The 14,947-nt window shown below is 59.0% G+C and carries 16 protein-coding genes; 4 read left to right on the top strand and 12 right to left on the bottom strand.

The genetic code is table 11. The features are described from left to right. Positions 1–41: 41 nt before the first annotated feature. The 5 genes from AC1RL4_RS28730 to AC1RL4_RS28710 are packed head-to-tail and all read right to left on the bottom strand — an operon-like array spanning position 42 to position 3,950. On the bottom strand, positions 42–677 hold the full coding sequence (locus AC1RL4_RS28730) for an SCO family protein (protein ID WP_019651205.1): 636 nt from the start codon (positions 675–677) through the stop codon (positions 42–44). Next, positions 674–1,573 carry a heme o synthase gene (gene cyoE / locus AC1RL4_RS28725; protein WP_018927265.1) on the bottom strand — a complete coding sequence of 300 codons (900 nt, stop codon included), beginning with the start codon at positions 1,571–1,573 and terminating at the stop codon, positions 674–676. Before cyoE ends, AC1RL4_RS28730 begins: the two co-directional genes overlap by 4 nt. Then, entirely contained in the window at positions 1,561–2,640 is a 1,080-nt protein-coding gene (locus AC1RL4_RS28720) for a COX15/CtaA family protein (RefSeq protein ID WP_018927264.1), read from the bottom strand. The genes cyoE and AC1RL4_RS28720 overlap by 13 nt, the downstream gene beginning before the upstream one ends. A 10-nt stretch (positions 2,641–2,650) precedes the next feature. Beyond that, on the bottom strand, positions 2,651–3,244 hold the full coding sequence (locus tag AC1RL4_RS28715; RefSeq protein ID WP_026286508.1) for a PA_0111/PP_0108 family redox-active disulfide protein: 594 nt from the start codon (positions 3,242–3,244) through the stop codon (positions 2,651–2,653). Then, positions 3,210–3,950 (bottom strand): SURF1 family protein, encoded by a 741-nt coding sequence (locus AC1RL4_RS28710; protein WP_064615678.1) that lies wholly within the window; start codon positions 3,948–3,950, stop codon positions 3,210–3,212. The genes AC1RL4_RS28715 and AC1RL4_RS28710 overlap by 35 nt, the downstream gene beginning before the upstream one ends. 70 nt (positions 3,951–4,020) lie before the next feature. Here AC1RL4_RS28710 and AC1RL4_RS28705 point away from each other — a divergent pair, with 70 nt between their 5' ends. Then, positions 4,021–4,224 carry a twin transmembrane helix small protein gene (locus AC1RL4_RS28705; RefSeq protein ID WP_018927261.1) on the top strand — a complete coding sequence of 68 codons (204 nt, stop codon included), beginning with the start codon at positions 4,021–4,023 and terminating at the stop codon, positions 4,222–4,224. Between the two features lie 15 nt (positions 4,225–4,239). On the opposite strand, the gene AC1RL4_RS28700 is transcribed toward AC1RL4_RS28705, so the two are convergent. From AC1RL4_RS28700 to coxB, 4 genes are all read right to left on the bottom strand, one after another. Beyond that, on the bottom strand, positions 4,240–5,127 hold the full coding sequence (locus AC1RL4_RS28700; RefSeq protein WP_018927260.1) for a cytochrome c oxidase subunit 3: 888 nt from the start codon (positions 5,125–5,127) through the stop codon (positions 4,240–4,242). A 33-nt stretch (positions 5,128–5,160) separates the two neighbouring features. Then, positions 5,161–5,718: a cytochrome c oxidase assembly protein gene (locus AC1RL4_RS28695; protein WP_018927259.1), complete on the bottom strand. Its 558-nt coding sequence runs from the start codon at positions 5,716–5,718 to the stop codon at positions 5,161–5,163. A 165-nt stretch (positions 5,719–5,883) separates the two neighbouring features. Next, complete coding sequence (ctaD, locus tag AC1RL4_RS28690; protein WP_018927258.1) at positions 5,884–7,476, bottom strand: cytochrome c oxidase subunit I; 1,593 nt, start codon at positions 7,474–7,476, stop codon at positions 5,884–5,886. Between the two features lie 82 nt (positions 7,477–7,558). After that, positions 7,559–8,686, bottom strand: a complete 1,128-nt coding sequence (coxB, locus tag AC1RL4_RS28685; protein ID WP_019580289.1) for a cytochrome c oxidase subunit II — start codon at positions 8,684–8,686, stop codon at positions 7,559–7,561. A gap of 372 nt (positions 8,687–9,058) precedes the next feature. On the opposite strand from coxB, the gene AC1RL4_RS28680 reads away from it, so the two are divergent. Then, complete coding sequence (locus tag AC1RL4_RS28680) at positions 9,059–9,709, top strand: hypothetical protein (protein WP_019580288.1); 651 nt, start codon at positions 9,059–9,061, stop codon at positions 9,707–9,709. Positions 9,710–9,767: 58 nt separating this feature from the next. Here the strand turns inward: AC1RL4_RS28680 and AC1RL4_RS28675 are convergent, their stop codons facing one another. The 3 genes from AC1RL4_RS28675 to AC1RL4_RS28665 all read right to left on the bottom strand — a co-directional run bounded on the left by AC1RL4_RS28675 (position 9,768) and on the right by AC1RL4_RS28665 (position 13,458). Continuing rightward, a complete protein-coding gene (locus AC1RL4_RS28675; protein WP_019580287.1) occupies positions 9,768–11,294 on the bottom strand; it encodes a SulP family inorganic anion transporter in 1,527 nt (508 codons plus the stop codon). 130 nt (positions 11,295–11,424) lie between these two features. Further along, positions 11,425–12,156 (bottom strand): carbonic anhydrase, encoded by a 732-nt coding sequence (locus AC1RL4_RS28670; RefSeq protein ID WP_018927254.1) that lies wholly within the window; start codon positions 12,154–12,156, stop codon positions 11,425–11,427. A 243-nt stretch (positions 12,157–12,399) separates the two neighbouring features. After that, entirely contained in the window at positions 12,400–13,458 is a 1,059-nt protein-coding gene (locus AC1RL4_RS28665; protein ID WP_493120669.1) for a PA0069 family radical SAM protein, read from the bottom strand. Positions 13,459–13,700: 242 nt separating this feature from the next. Between AC1RL4_RS28665 and AC1RL4_RS28660 the strand changes: the two genes are divergently transcribed. Together AC1RL4_RS28660 and AC1RL4_RS28655 are read left to right on the top strand one after the other, a co-directional pair. Continuing rightward, positions 13,701–14,006: a hypothetical protein gene (locus AC1RL4_RS28660; protein ID WP_019580285.1), complete on the top strand. Its 306-nt coding sequence runs from the start codon at positions 13,701–13,703 to the stop codon at positions 14,004–14,006. 255 nt (positions 14,007–14,261) lie between these two features. Then, positions 14,262–14,909: a dual specificity protein phosphatase family protein gene (locus AC1RL4_RS28655; protein WP_026331798.1), complete on the top strand. Its 648-nt coding sequence runs from the start codon at positions 14,262–14,264 to the stop codon at positions 14,907–14,909. Positions 14,910–14,947: the final 38 nt, after the last annotated feature.

Genomic DNA, 14,947 nt, shown 5'->3' with positions numbered 1-14,947 from the left:
GCCTTCGCCGGCAAGCCTGGCTCCTACAAAGAGTGTGGTGCTTATTGACGGTTGAGCATCACCGGCAACTGCGCCACCAGTTTCTGGTTATTCAGCGGTGCACGAATGAACCCGCGTTGAGTCCCGTCCGGTCCGATCACCGCCAGGTTGCCGCTGTGGTCGACGGTGTAGTTCGGCTTACTGGTGTCCGCCGGAATGAACGGAATGCTCACCGCGTTGGCCATTTTCTGAAGGTCTTCGACCGAGGCTGCGGTCAGCCCGATGAATTGCGGATCGAAGTAGCCCAGGTACTGCTTGAGTTGCTTGGGCGTATCGCGGTTAGGGTCGACGCTGACCAGGATGACCTGCAACTTGTTCACCGCATCCGCCGGCAGTTCACTCTTGATCTGCCGCAGCTGGGCGAGGGTGGTCGGGCAGATGTCCGGGCAGAAGGTGTAGCCGAAGAACAGCAAACTCCACTTGCCTTTCAGTTCGTTGATCGCCACTGGCTTGCCGTCCTGATCGGTCATCTTCACGTCCGGCAGATTACGGCTTTGGGGCAGCAAGATGATCCCTGCATCGATCAGCGCCGTCGGGTCGCCCTGGTTTTTCCCGGTCAGTACTTTATTGACGGTCAGGCCCAGGATCAGCGCAATCAGGGCAACGAGGATGAAGACGGTTTTCTGGGTTCGAGTCATAGGATCAACAGTAAGTAGTGGTCTACGAGCAGCGCGATAAACAGCAGGAATAAGTAGTAGATAGAGTACTTGAACGTGTTGATCGCCGCGTGCGGTCGAGTGCCACGGTACAGCACCACGGCCCATTGCAGAAACCTTGCACCCAGTAAAAGGGCACACATCAGGTAGAGCACGCCGCTCATGTGGATCACGTAGGGCATCAGGCTGACGGCCAGCAACGCAAAGGTATAAAGCAGGATGTGGACTTTGGTGTAGTGCTCGCCATGGGTCACCGGCAGCATCGGAATGTCAGCCTTGGCGTATTCCTCCTTGCGGTGAATCGCCAGCGCCCAGAAGTGCGGCGGGGTCCAGGCGAAGATGATCAGCACCAGCAACAATGGTTCGGCGCCGACATGACCGGTGGCGGCGGTCCAGCCGAGCAGTGGCGGGGCAGCTCCAGCGAGGCCGCCGATGACGATGTTCTGCGGCGTCGCGCGTTTCAGAAAACCGGTATAGACCACGGCATAACCGAGCAAGGAGGCGAGGGTCAGCCATGCTGTCAGCGGGTTGGTGAAAGTCAGCAACAAGGCCTGACCGAGCATTGCCAGTATCAGGGCGAAGGTCAGCGCAGCGGCTGGAGATACCCGGCCTTCGGCCAGGGGCCGTTTGTGGGTCCGGGCCATGACCGCGTCGATGCGCCGGTCCACCACATGATTGACCGCCGCGGCACCGCCGGCACACAGGGCGATCCCCAGATTGCCGAATACCAGCACCGTCCATGGCACCCCGGCGCGGGTCGCGAGAAACATGCCGACCAGCGAGGTGATGAGCATCAGCACCACCACTTTCGGCTTGGTCAGTTCCAGGTAGTCTCGCCATATGGCCTGACTGTGACGTTCGCCGATCAGAGTCGCCATGGCATCTCTCCTTTTATTGTTATGGGCCCGGCCGAGTGTTTACGCAGGCGTAGTCGCCAGCGCCGAGGGGGCTGATGCTTGACCCGAACCAGGCTGGTTCGCGCGTGATAATTGACCAGCACCATCGTCAGCAACAGCGCCGCACCGCCGGCGTTGTGGGCGACGGCCACCGGCAGCGGCAAGTGGAACACCACGTTGCTGATGCCCAGGGTGATTTGTGCGGCAAGGGCGATCAGCACCATGACAGCCAGGCGCGTCATGCCGACGACCTTCAGTTGCCAGGCCAGACCGAGCAGAACAAAGGTGACCAGTAACGCGCCGATGCGGTGAGTCAGGTGAATCGCGGTGCGGGCATCGCTGTCCAGCTGCCCGCCCAGATAATTCGGGCCGATGTGTTGGGTCAGGTGAAAACCGTTGGCGAAATCAGCCGGTGGCAGCCATTGGCCGTGGCAGGTCGGAAAGTCGATGCAGGCTACCGCCGCGTAATTGGAGCTGACCCAGCCACCGAGAGCAATTTGCAGGATCACCAACAGCAAGCCGGCGGTTGCCCAGTATTGCAAACGTCGAGGCACGGTCAGCGCCGGCAATACGCCGGACAGGCGCAAGGTCAGCAGAAACAACAGGCTCAAGGTCGCAAAACCACCGAGCAAATGTCCGGTGACCACTTGCGGCCAAAGCTTGAGCGTCACCGTCCACATGCCGAAAGCCGCTTGGCCAATGACCAACGCCAGCAAGAACAGCGGCAACTTCACCGGCTGCCCCGGATGATGACGATGGACCCAGGCGCGGCCCGCCAGCACCGCGATCAGCAGCCCCAGCGTGCCGGCGAAGTAGCGATGGACCATTTCGTTCCAGCCCTTGTGGGCTTCCACCGGGGTGTCTGGAAAATGCAGTTCGGCATGAGCCAGCTGGGCTTCGCTTTGCGGCACGCTGATAAAACCGTAGCAGCCGGGCCAGTCCGGGCAGCCGAGGCCGGCGTGGGTCAGGCGTGTGTAAGCGCCGAGCAACACCACAATCAGTGCCAGCAAGGTGGCAAACAGCGCGAGGCGAAATCCAGGTTTGGCCATGACGATGCCCTTATCCGATGTTCGACAGTTTCAGCAGGTGGCGCAGGTCGTTGAGCAGATCCTTGCCCTTCACCGTCGGGTCGTAACGCAGCACCAGATTGCCGTGAGGGTCGATGATCCACAGGTGCGGCGTGTCATTGCTCTGTGCGCCTTTGATGTAGGACGGCAGGTCCAATGAATAGCGTTGTAACTGTGGGTACTCGCGTTGAAGTTTAGTCTCGTAATCGCTGTTCAGCGGCTGCGCGATGGCCAGCGCATGGCTGGCACGGGCAGCATCGCGACCGAGGCCGATCTGGATCTGCCGCGCCAGATAAACCAGCTGTTGGCAGTCCACCGAGCAGTCCTTGGGCGCCGTCACCAGCAACTGCCAGCGTTCTTCTTGCGCTTGTACGCCAATGTCGGCGCGGGTCTGGCCGTTGCCGATCAGCTCACCGTGATAACTGCGGCCTTCGGGTACCCAGAACTGCAATTTGTACATGCCGGTGGCGAGGATCATCGGACCGATCACCCCCAATAGAATCAGCAGCAACTGCAAGCGTCCGCGCCGCCGATTCACCGGTGTTTTCGCCTCAGACATGCCGGGTGGATTCATGGCCACTCCCATTATTGTTCTCCTTTGCGTTGTGCCATCCGAGATAGAGATAAAGGCCGAACAGCGCGATCGCCAGGGCGAACCACTGCACGGCGTAAGCCAGGTGCTTTTCCGGCCCCATGGCCACCACCGGCCAATCGGTGCGGTAGGTCGCAGGGCCACTTTGCGCGCGTAATTCGTAGGCGAAACCGTCACGTTCAAGCGCCGTCCACAACCTGGCCGGTTCAACGGCGGTGATCAGTTGTGGCCAGGTCGTGGTGTTGGGGTCGGCGTGCAACTGGAACGTTGCGCCGGGGGAGACGTAGACCCAGGCGTCGAGGCTCAACACCTGAGTCGGTGTGGTGAATGACGGCGGGGTACGCCGATCCGGCCACGGCAGCCAGCCGCGATTGACCAGCAGCCAGAGCCCGGTGGCCTGATCCTGAAACGGTTGTAACAGCTCGACCCCGACCTTGCCGTCGCGCTGCCGGTTATCCAGCAGCAGGCTGTGTTCGGCATCGAACTGGCCGTGCAGGCGAACCCGGCGAAAGGCCGGATCTTCGGTGTGTTGCAGTTCGGTGCTGGCCATCGGTTCGGCCGCCCGGCGCTCGGCGTAATTTTGCAGCAGCGCGCTTTTCTCCGCGCCCCGGCTCAACTGCCAGAAGCCGAGTGACACCAGCAAGGGCAGCAGCACCGCGACCACCAGAGTCGGCACGAGGCCCAGCCGGAAGCGCTTCATGGCGTCGCCAGAAAGTCGGTCATCGCGATAGCTATACTCACATGCATCGCCTGTCCCCCGGAGAGTCACCATGCTCAAAGCAGCCATCGTCCTGATGCTGATTGCCACGGTTGTCAGCCTGTTCAGCGGCCTGTTTTTTCTGGTCAAGGACGACAGCAGCTCGAATCGCCTGGTCATCGCCTTGAGTATTCGTGTTGCGCTGGCCGCCATCACTGTCGGTTTGATCGCTTGGGGTTTTTTCAGCGGCCAGTTGGTGTCTCACGTGCCTTGGTAGTCATGAGTACCAGGCTCAAAGTACGTAGACGAAAACGAACAACCCGATCCACACCACATCCACAAAGTGCCAGTACCAGGTCGCCGCCTCGAAGCCGAAATGGTGGTCTGCATTGAAGTGCCCGCGCATGATGCGCATCAGCATCACGAACAGAATGATGGTGCCGATGGTCACGTGGGCACCGTGGAAACCGGTGAGCATGAAGAACGTTGCGCCGTAGATGCCGGAACCGAGGGTCAAGCCCAGCTCGTGGTAGGCGTGCAGGTATTCTTTGGCTTGAAAGCCCAGGAAGCCGCAACCGAGCAACACGGTCAGCGCCAGCCAGATTTTCAGCGCCCCGCGATGGCCTTTCTTCAAGGCGTGGTGAGCGATGGTCACGGTGACGCTGGAACTCACCAGCAGTACGGTGTTGAGCAGCGGCAGACCCCAGGGGCTGATGACTTCCTTGGGGGGAGGAAAGAGTTTCGAGTCCGGGTTGTTCAGCAGCGGCCAGGTGAATTCGAACGTCGGCCACAGCATGTGGGCGATGCCTTTGGTGCCTTCACCACCCAGTGCCGGGCCCGCGATGTTGCGCACATAAAACAGCGCACCGAAAAAGGCCAGGAAGAACATCACCTCCGAGAAAATGAACCAGCTCATGCCCCAGCGGAACGAGCGGTCGAGTTGCGGGCTGTACAACCCCGCACGACTCTCCTTGACCACCGTCCCGAACCAGCCGAACAGCATGTAAGCCAGCAGCAGTCCGCCGACGAAAAAGATCAGCGGGCCATGGGATTCCGGCCGCGCAGCCTTCAGGTCGTTGAACCAGGTGCCCAGGCCGAACACCGTGACCAGCATGCCGATCGTGGCGATGATCGGCCATTTGCTCTGGGCTGGAACGTAATAATGTTCATGAGTTGCCATTTATTGTTCTCCTTATCGGGCACGCTTTAACGCCTAGCCACCTGTGCTTGCTGCAACAGCCACGGGCGGATGACGTGCGGTGATATCGAACAGCGTGTAGGACAGCGTCAGGTGCTTCACATCCTTGGGCATGTCGCGGTCAACGATGAACCGTACTGGCATCTCGATGCGTTGACCGGGCTGCAGCACTTGCTGGGTAAAGCAGAAACATTCGGTCTTGTGGAAGTACGCCGCGGCTGCACTCGGCGCGATACTCGGCACCGCCTGGGCGCTCATCGGCCGGTCGGTGGGGTTGTGGGCGATAAAAATCATCTCGTTCACCGCCCCGGGGTGCGCGGTCAGCTCATCCGTCTTGGGATAGAAATCCCAGGGCATGTCAGCAGCGTTGGTCGACAGAAACTGCACGCGAACCTGCCGCGAGGCGTCGACCGTTTGCTCGCCTTCATACTGCCCGGCGGTTTTGCCATTGATGCCGAATGCCTTGCACATCACGTCGTAGATCGGCACCAGGGCAAAGCCGAAGACAAACATCGCCGCCACCACCAGTAACAGGCGGGTGACCAGCTTCTTCATCGAGATCGAGTCAGCCATGGCTTCGAACCTTTACGCATAACCCGCTGGGAGCAGGCCCTTGTGGCGAGGGAGCTTGCTCCCGCTGGGTCGCGAAGCAGCCCCAAAAGTTTTGCGTCTGCTTCGCAGCCGAGCGGGAGCAAGCTCCCTCGCCACAAAAGCTCGCTTCCACAAAGGCTAGTGCGTTCATTTCACTTCCGGCGGTGTGGTGAAGGTGTGATACGGCGCGGGCGATGGAATGCTCCATTCCAGGCCTTCGGCACCATCCCACGGCTTGGCCGGTGCCGGCTCGCCGCCGCGAATGGTCTTGATCACGATGAACAGGAAGAAGATCTGCGTGGCACCAAACATGAACGCGCCGATCGACGACACCATGTTGAAGTCGGCGAATTGCAGGTTGTAGTCCGGAATCCGCCGCGGCATGCCCGCCAGGCCCACGAAGTGCATCGGGAAGAACGCCATGTTCATGCCGATGAAAGACAGCCAGAAGTGCAGCTTGCCGAGGGTTTCGTCGTACATGTGGCCGGTCCATTTCGGCAGCCAGAAGTAAGCCGAGGCGAAGATCCCGAAGATCGCCCCCGGCACCAGCACGTAATGGAAGTGCGCGACCACGAAGTAGGTGTCCTGGTACTGGAAGTCCGCCGGGGCGATGGCCAGCATCAACCCGGAGAATCCGCCAATGGAGAACAGAATCACGAACGCCACGGCGAACAGCATCGGCGTTTCGAAGGTCAGCGAGCCTTGCCACATGGTGCTGGCCCAGTTGAACACTTTCACGCCGGTCGGCACTGCGATCAGCAGCGTGGCGTACATGAAGAACAACTCGCCCACCAGTGGAATGCCGACCACGAACATGTGGTGCGCCCAGACGATGAATGACAGGAACGCAATACTGGCCGTGGCATAGACCATCGAGGTGTAGCCAAACAGCGGCTTGCGCGAGAACGCCGGAATGATCGAGCTGACGGCACCGAAGGCCGGCAGGATCATGATGTACACCTCGGGGTGGCCGAAGAACCAGAACACGTGCTGGAACAGCACCGGATCACCGCCACCGGCGGCACTGAAGAAACTGGTGCCGAAGTGGATGTCCATCAGCATCATGGTCACGCAGCCGGCCAGCACCGGCATCACCGCGATCAGCAGGAACGCGGTGATCAGCCAGGTCCAGACGAACAGCGGCATTTTCATCAACGTCATGCCGGGGGCGCGCAGGTTGAGGATGGTCGCGATCACGTTGATTGCGCCCATGATCGAACTGATCCCCATCAAGTGGATGGCGAAGATGAAGAACGTCACGCTTTCCGGCGCGTAGGTGGTCGACAGCGGTGCGTAGAAGGTCCAGCCGAAGTTCGGCCCGCCACCGGGCGTGAACAGGGTCGATACCAGCAGCAGGAACGCGGCCGGCAACAGCCAGAAGCTGAAGTTGTTCATTCGCGGCAGGGCCATGTCCGGCGCGCCGATCATCAACGGGATCATCCAGTTGGCGAGGCCGACGAAGGCCGGCATCACCGCGCCGAAGACCATCACCAGACCGTGCATGGTGGTCATCTGGTTGAAGAACGCCGGTTCGACGATTTGCAGTCCCGGCTGGAACAGCTCGGCACGGATCACCATGGCGAACGAGCCGCCCAGCAGGAACATGGTGAACGCAAACCACAGGTACAGCGTGCCGATATCCTTGTGGTTGGTGGTCAGCACCCAGCGCATCAGGCCTTTGGCGGGGCCGTGGGCGTGGGCGGTATCGGTATGAACATGGTCATCGACTACAACAGTCATGTCCTGTCTCCTGCAAACGGCTGGGCTGGGCGAACCGGGACGTCATGCCCCGACCGATTCCTTGAGTACGCAATAGACCGGGTCATTTGCTTTCCGCCTGTTTCAGCTCCAGCACTTCTTTAGGGGTGACCATGTCGCCTTTGTTGTTGCCCCAGGCGTTACGTTCGTAGGTCACGACCGCCGCGATATCGACTTCCGAGAGCTGCTTGCCGAACGCCGCCATGGCGGTGCCGGGCTTGCCATGGAAGACCAGGCTCAGGTGAGCTTCTTTCGGCCCGGTGGCGATTTTCGAGCCCTTGAGTGCCGGGAACATCGGCGGCAGGCCCTGGCCTTCGGCCTGGTGACAGGCCACGCAAGTGGTGTGATAAATCTTGTCGCCGCGCTCCTTGAGCTCGTCGAGGGTCCATTCCTTGCTGGTCAGCTCTTTGAGTTGCGCGGCTTCCGCCTTGCGCTCGCCCAGCCATTTTTCGTAGTCGGCCTTTTCCTTGACCTCGACCACGATCGGCATGAAGCCGTGGTCCTTGCCGCACAGCTCGGCGCACTGGCCACGGTAGATGCCGGGCTTGTCGACACGGGTCCAGGATTCATTGACGAAGCCCGGAATCGCATCGCGCTTGACTGCGAAGGCCGGCACCCACCAGGAGTGGATGACGTCGGCGGAGGTCACCAGAAAACGCACCTTGGCACCGATCGGCAGCACCAGTGGCTTGTCGACCTCCAGCAGGTAATGTTCGCCCTTGGCTTCCTTGTTGTGGATCTGATCGGCGGGGGTAGTCAGGTTGCTGAAAAATTCGACGTCCTGACCCAGGTATTTGTAATGCCACTTCCACTGATAGCCGGTGACCTGGATATCGATATCCGGCTCCGTGTTGTCGTACATCTTGATCAGTGTGGCGGTTGCGGGGACCGCCATGGCCACCAGGATAAGCAGGGGCACGATGGTCCAGAGGATTTCAACGGTGGTGCTTTCATGAAATTTTGCGGCCACCTGCCCGGTCGAGCGGCGGTGGATCATCATCGACCAGAACATGGCGCCGAAGACGATGATGCCGATCACCACACAGATCCAGAAAATGGTCATGTGCAGATCGAATACTGCGTGACTGATCTCAGTCGCTCCAGGCGCCATATTGACAGTCCAGGCCGCTTGCGCCTGACTGAAAATCGACCACAACAGGAGGCCCATCCAGACATGTGGATGTCGCATCATTGCGGGTTCCCCTTATCGTTCTTGTTATCCCGTAGGCGTAACGCCTGCGGCAAGGGAGCGGCTTTTTCAGACCACGAACTTGAATCGCCGAGCCTTGCTGCATATGCAGTCGGGTGTCATCAGCTAACTCCATTCAGAACCGAGTATAGACAGCGACTGCCACCTCGCAACGCGATGGGGTAAATCAGCTGAAACAGGTTGGACTTGCGTTCCAGGTCACGAATGGAGAAGGATGCAGACGAGTGGTGGCAAATCGATATAACGCAGGCGTCTCAAGAATGAAATAATTATGACAAATGCGTCTTAGCCTTTTTCCTGAGCCAGCTAAGTTATGTCTTCCCTATTTCATTGCCTTTGTTTCCTGGAGTTTTCATGAACACCGCCGCATTGCGCGAGCAGATCCAAAAAGCCCTGCAACACGAGGCCGAGACCGGCCTGCTGACTCGTCAGCTGGAAACCCAACTGCCGCACCTTCACTCCGCCATCCAATTGCCGGATGTCGACGCCAACGGCGTGATGACGCGTTTTGTGGCCGCGTATATAGAACAAGTGCCAGACCTGCTGGATGCAGCCAATGAAGTCGCCAGGGAAGCGGGCATCGAATCGCAGATCAAGCCGGTGCTGACAATCGCCGAGCAGTTCTTCCTCCAGCCGCCGGCGATCATGGCCGGTCACGTTGGCCTGGACAGTCTGCTGGACGAAGCTTATCTGGCGCACCGCTTGGTCGAAGAGGTCAACGACCTGTACATCAAGCATTTTGGCCAGCCATTGATCCCCTTGGACATGACTGTCGCCAACCTGATTGCCCACCAATTGATTGGCGAGGAATTTGCCAACCAACTGGATGAGGCAGTGCATCACGCCGTGGACGAGATGCTTGACGATGAAAGTTTCGCGCTGGAGTCGGTGGAGGCCTACCGCGAGAAACTCAACAGCCCGGACACCGGCGCCGCGTGGAAGCGCTGGCCGTGCCTGTCGCGCCAATTGGGTGTCGAGCTGGAGCTGGATCAGCCAGCGGCTTGATCCAACGGTAAGAACCGAATACCTGTGGGAGCGAACAAGCTCGCTCCCACACGGTTATCTATCCGGCGGAACCTACGCCCGTCGTGGTCCGCAACCGCCCTTCAAGCCTGCGCTTCAACCCCCGCGCTTCAATCAACAGCTTCGAACCCTTGGCCGCATTGGCCCGGCCCCACTCCTCCAGCAACTCAAGGCACGAGTGATCGATGTAGCTCAGGTTATTGAGCGGCACATGTACCGTCGCGCCTGCGGGAATGCTCCCCAGCACCTGGGTCAACGCCGGCACCTTGAGGAAGGTCGCCGCCCCCACCAGTCGCAGTTCCATCTCGCCGTCCGCCGGTAGATCGATCAGGCTGATTTTCAGGCGCGACGCTTTCCAGGCCAGCTTGGCCAGCGTCAGGCCGAAGCCGATCAGCACACCGGTCAGCAGGTCGGTGAAGATGATTGCCAGTGCGGTCGCCGCATAGGTGAACATCGGCATCCGGCCATAACGGCCCAGACCGCGAAAGGCCTTGAGGTCTACCAGTTTGAAACCGGTGTAAACCAGCACGCCCGCCAGGCTCGCCACCGGAATGCTTTGCAGCACGCTCGATAGCAGCAGCACGAAAGCCAGCAACCACAGGCCATGGAACACCGTCGACAGACGGGTGGTGGCGCCGGCTTGAACGTTGGCCGAGCTGCGCACGATCACCCCGGTCATCGGCAGCGCGCCGAGCAGGCCACACAACATGTTGCCCACACCTTGCGCCGACAATTCGCGGTCGAAGTCCGAGCGTTGACCGCTGTGCATGCGATCCACGGCGGCGGCCGAGAGCAGGGTTTCGGCGCTGGCGATAAAGGCCACGGCGAAGGCGGCGATCAGCAGGGTTGGGTCAGCCAGGTTGAGCAGATCCGCCGGGCGTAGCCAATCGATGGCCTCCGCGAGGTTAGCCGGGACCTCTACACGTTTGACCTGCAAGGCGAGCGCCAGGCTGGCGATCGTTGCCAGACCGACCCCGAGCAATGCACCGGGAACGAAACGCAGGGAATGCGGGCGGAATTTTTCCCACAGCCACATCACGGCAATGGTCGACAGCCCGAGCAAACCCGCTTGCCAGCCAAACGAAGGCAAAGCCTGAATCACTGCAGCAGGGAAGGCCGCCAGGTTATCCAGCCCCGAGGGCTTGGGCACGGCATCGAGCATTACATGCACCTGCGACAGCACGATCAACACGCCGATGCCGGCGAGCATGCCGTACACCACAGCCGGCGCCGTGACCCGAAACCAGCAACCCAGTTTCAAACGCCCGGCCACCAATTGCAGAAAACCCGCCAGTAGCAGGATCGGCCCGAGCATGGCGATTCCATGTTGGCGCACCAGTTCGAACACCAATACCGCCAGACCGGCCGCCGGGCCGCTGACTTGCAGTGGTGAACCGGCAAGCCAGCCAACCACCAGTCCACCGATGATGCCGGTGATCAGGCCTTTGGCCGGTGGCAGCCCGGAGGCTATGGCGATGCCCATGCACAAAGGCAGGGCAACCAGAAATACAACCACCGAAGCCAGCAGCTCCCGTGGCAGAACAGCTTTTAATTGAGCGGCACGCATGGTGACTCTCCCGAGGTTTTCTTCAGGCATGGCAAAGCCGGGCTGCTTGATCAGCAGCCTCGGCTAAACCACACAGGGATCTGGTGGCCTGTCTCGCAAACGTAGTTGTGAGACAGGCTACGAAGAGGATTTAGAAGCGCGCTTTGGGCGTCGCCACCGGAATCGGATGGCTGCCATCGAGCGGCAGGAAACAACCCTGATCCGCGTCGTAAGCCTGGATTTCGCTGGTTTCGATGTTGTACACCCAACCATGGATAAACAGCTGACCGTTGGCCATGCGCGAGGCCACCGACGGGTGCGTGCGCAAATGTTGCAACTGAGCGATCACATTCTCTTCGGTAAGGATGTGCATGCTCTCGCTTTCATTCGAGCAATGGCAGTTGTCCTGAACCATGGTTTTCGCCACTTCTGCATGGCGCAGCCAGGCTTTGACCGTCGGCATCTTTTCCAGGCTCTGCGGGTTGAGTACCGCGCGCATGGCGCCACAGTCGGAGTGGCCACAGATGATGATGTGCTGCACGCCGAGCGCCAGCACTGCGTATTCGATGGCTGTGGAAACACCACCGTTCATTTGCCCATAAGGCGGCACGACGTTGCCGACGTTACGGGTGACGAACAGGTCGCCGGGGGCGCTTTGGGTGATCAGCTCGGGAACAATGCGCGAATCGGCGCATGCGATGAACATCGCCCGAGGCCGCTGGGCCGTGGCGAGTTTTTTGAAGAGTTCTTCCTGCTGCGGAAAGATCTCGTGATGAAAATGCAAAAAGCCGTCAACGATATGCTGCAGCGCTGCATCGGCGGTTTCCGCCTCGGGTTGGGCTGAAGCCGACGCAGCCAAAGGCTGTTTATCCTTGTCACTCATGATTCATCCTCTTTGGCGGAGTCAGGGAATTTTCCCGTTTTGTCCGATGTGAAGCCAGTGGCTGTATAAAAAACATCCAGGTCGAAAAGCAGACCCGTCAGTCACTCGATGAACAAGGTAGCGGCCGAAGCTTAACTCAAACTGAATCAAACGCTCTAGAACGTGCGTTCCAGGTCATAAGAAATATGACCAGCTTGAACGCGACGTACCTTTTTCACTACTCCACCATAGGTCCAATTGTCCTTAAATCAATGACATCTGGCGACCCGGCGGACAAAAAGCTTTGCAGTCCAGATCGAAACCTTCCCGACGGTTGAGCCCAAGGCGCTTGATGGTTTTGGCAAAACGCTGCGCCAGCAGATCGGCAAATGGTCCTTCACCGCGCATACGGGCACCAAACCGACTGTCGTAAAGCTCGCCGCCACGGCTCTGGCGGATCAGGCTCCACACATGAGCTGCACGCTGAGGATAGTGGGCGGCCAACCACTCTTCGAACAACGGCGCCACTTCCAGCGGCAGGCGCAACATCATGTAAGCCGCAGTTTGCGCTCCGGCCGCATGGGCCTCAGTCAGCAGGCTTTCGAGTTCGCTGTCGTTGATCATCGGAATCATCGGTGAACACAAGACACCCACCGGAATCCCCGCTTCACGCATTACCCGGATCGCCCGCAGTCGTGCCTTGGGCGCAGCCGTACGGGGTTCGAGGATGCGTTTGAGCTCATCGTCCAGAGTGGTGAGGCTGATCATTACCGCCACCAGCCGTTGTTCGGCGAGTTCGGCCAGCAAGTCCAGATCGCGCAGAATCAGCGAGCCCTTGGTGATGATGGTCACCGGATGGCGATAGCGCAGCAGCACCTCGAGGGTCCTGCGGGTGATTTTGTGTTCACGCTCGATCGGCTGATAAGGGTCGGTGTTGGAGCCCAGGTTGATCGGCGCGCATTGATAGCCGCGTTTGGACAGTTGTTCTTCCAGCACATCGGCGGCGTTGGTCTTGGCGATCAGTCTGGTTTCGAAATCCAGCCCTGGCGACATGTTCCAGTAGGCGTGGCTGGGCCGAGCGTAGCAATAGATACAGCCATGCTCGCAGCCACGATAGGGATTGATCGAGCGGTCGAAGGGCAAGTCCGGCGAGTTGTTGCGGGTAATGATGGTCTTCGCCGTCTCGATGCGCACCTCGGTGCCTTGGGTGATCGGCGCTTCCTGATACCAACCGTCATCCTCGGCCACCGAACGGTTCGGTGCGAAACGGTTGTGCGGGTTGGTGGCGGTGCCGCGACCGCGGGGTGGCAGAGGCGTGTTCATCGATAAAAGTCCGTTGACTGTATGTGCATACAGTATCAAGGGGGCAAGCGACAAGCCAGTGCCGTTCGGCGAGTGAATGTCGGAGATTATATAAAGGAACTAACCATACAAGTTTCTGGATCAAGCGCATTGCGCAACTGTCATCACCGGAAATATATATCAAGTAGCGCAATTACAAAGGCTGTTAGTACTATCCTCGCCACACGAAGTTGTCGTGGATTATTAATTAAAAGGATTTAGTCATGTCGTTTTTTAATCAGCGTGGTATTTTTTTACAACTGTTGGCGCCCAGCATAACCAATCCTCGCGAAGCACAAGTATCGATGCAACTTGCCCGTAAAGAGCTGGGGTGGGAGGCGGTAAATGAAGTGCAGACAGAGGCGCTGGTCGATTCCGTCTATGTGACAGCGGTTTCCAGCGATGGTGGTCAGTCCTTCACGATCAAAACCATTAACAGCGATGTGGACGGTGATGGCGATATCGATGGTAACGACAAGGCAAAATTGCTGGCCTTGGCCAAGGCTTATTCCAGTATCGTAAATCCCTGAAGTTGATAGTTGTTGCCAGGTCTGCATGAGACTCCATGCAGGCCTGGTTTTATCGGCGTCTATTAACTCAAGGTCTTGCCGGATAGTGTCTCTCAGTCAACTAGCGATGTCGGACAGTCTGACTGATCTGAATGACAACCAGCCTCGGGCATTTGCTGTTCTATTCACGATTCTTTGACAGTGCCCTCACAGGTCTTTGACTGTCCCGAGTTCAGGCTATCGATCACTTATCCACCACTTCACGGTCGCCTGAGCATGTCCCTACTGCGCCTTCTACCTGCGACGTTTCTTTTGTCGCTGGCCGCACTTTTCAACCTGACGCTGGCCCACGCTGATGACGCTGCTCTATCCCGGCCTGCGGACTGGGCTCAATCGGTGGAGGTTCAGTACAACCTCTATCAGATGTCCCCGACCCTCTATCGCAGTGCGTTGCCGGACAAGGGGGCGGTGCCGTTGCTGGAAAAACTCAAGGTCGCCACCGTCATCAACTTCCTGCCTGAACCGGACTCAAGCTGGTTGTCCAAACCCGGAATCACCCAGATACAGCTGCCCTACCGCACCAATCATGTGGATGACAGTGATGTGCTCAAGGCCCTTCGCACGATTCAGAGCGCCGAGGCCAAAGGACCTGTGCTTATGCACTGCAAACACGGCTCGGATCGCACCGGCCTGATGGCGGCGATGTACCGGGTGGTGGTGCAGGGCTGGAGTAAGGAAGATGCGCTGAGTGAAATGACTCAGGGCGGTTTTGGCGATAGCACCCACTTCAAGGACGGCATTCGCTACATGATGCAGGCCGATGTCGACAAACTTCGTACGGCGCTGGCCAATGGTGATTGCAGCACAAGTCCGTTTGCCATGTGTTCGATGAAGAGTTGGTTCAACTCGGCCCATGTCGAGTAAGTAACACCTTCCACTGCGTTGCGCAGTGGAAGGTGTTT

This window comes from Pseudomonas sp. GW822-FHT07A10 (assembly GCF_058798795.1).
Note: the sequence above shows the minus strand (reverse complement) of the source record. Positions and strands in the feature narration are given on the sequence as shown.

What these genes read in the sequence shown, in the direction of transcription:
- AC1RL4_RS28730 (WP_019651205.1), bottom strand. Translation starts at nt 677, where the DNA reads ATGACTCGAACCCAGAAAACCGTCTTCATCCTCGTTGCCCTGATTGCG.
- AC1RL4_RS28670 (WP_018927254.1), bottom strand. Translation starts at nt 12,156, where the DNA reads ATGAGTGACAAGGATAAACAGCCTTTGGCTGCGTCGGCTTCAGCCCAA.
- coxB (WP_019580289.1), bottom strand. Translation starts at nt 8,686, where the DNA reads ATGATGCGACATCCACATGTCTGGATGGGCCTCCTGTTGTGGTCGATT.
- AC1RL4_RS28660 (WP_019580285.1), top strand. Translation starts at nt 13,701, where the DNA reads ATGTCGTTTTTTAATCAGCGTGGTATTTTTTTACAACTGTTGGCGCCC.
- AC1RL4_RS28665 (WP_493120669.1), bottom strand. Translation starts at nt 13,458, where the DNA reads ATGAACACGCCTCTGCCACCCCGCGGTCGCGGCACCGCCACCAACCCG.
- AC1RL4_RS28675 (WP_019580287.1), bottom strand. Translation starts at nt 11,294, where the DNA reads ATGCGTGCCGCTCAATTAAAAGCTGTTCTGCCACGGGAGCTGCTGGCT.
- AC1RL4_RS28715 (WP_026286508.1), bottom strand. Translation starts at nt 3,244, where the DNA reads ATGGGAGTGGCCATGAATCCACCCGGCATGTCTGAGGCGAAAACACCG.
- AC1RL4_RS28680 (WP_019580288.1), top strand. Translation starts at nt 9,059, where the DNA reads ATGAACACCGCCGCATTGCGCGAGCAGATCCAAAAAGCCCTGCAACAC.
- AC1RL4_RS28695 (WP_018927259.1), bottom strand. Translation starts at nt 5,718, where the DNA reads ATGGCTGACTCGATCTCGATGAAGAAGCTGGTCACCCGCCTGTTACTG.
- AC1RL4_RS28720 (WP_018927264.1), bottom strand. Translation starts at nt 2,640, where the DNA reads ATGGCCAAACCTGGATTTCGCCTCGCGCTGTTTGCCACCTTGCTGGCA.
- AC1RL4_RS28700 (WP_018927260.1), bottom strand. Translation starts at nt 5,127, where the DNA reads ATGGCAACTCATGAACATTATTACGTTCCAGCCCAGAGCAAATGGCCG.
- AC1RL4_RS28710 (WP_064615678.1), bottom strand. Translation starts at nt 3,950, where the DNA reads ATGAAGCGCTTCCGGCTGGGCCTCGTGCCGACTCTGGTGGTCGCGGTG.
- cyoE (WP_018927265.1), bottom strand. Translation starts at nt 1,573, where the DNA reads ATGGCGACTCTGATCGGCGAACGTCACAGTCAGGCCATATGGCGAGAC.
- AC1RL4_RS28705 (WP_018927261.1), top strand. Translation starts at nt 4,021, where the DNA reads ATGCTCAAAGCAGCCATCGTCCTGATGCTGATTGCCACGGTTGTCAGC.
- AC1RL4_RS28655 (WP_026331798.1), top strand. Translation starts at nt 14,262, where the DNA reads ATGTCCCTACTGCGCCTTCTACCTGCGACGTTTCTTTTGTCGCTGGCC.
- ctaD (WP_018927258.1), bottom strand. Translation starts at nt 7,476, where the DNA reads ATGACTGTTGTAGTCGATGACCATGTTCATACCGATACCGCCCACGCC.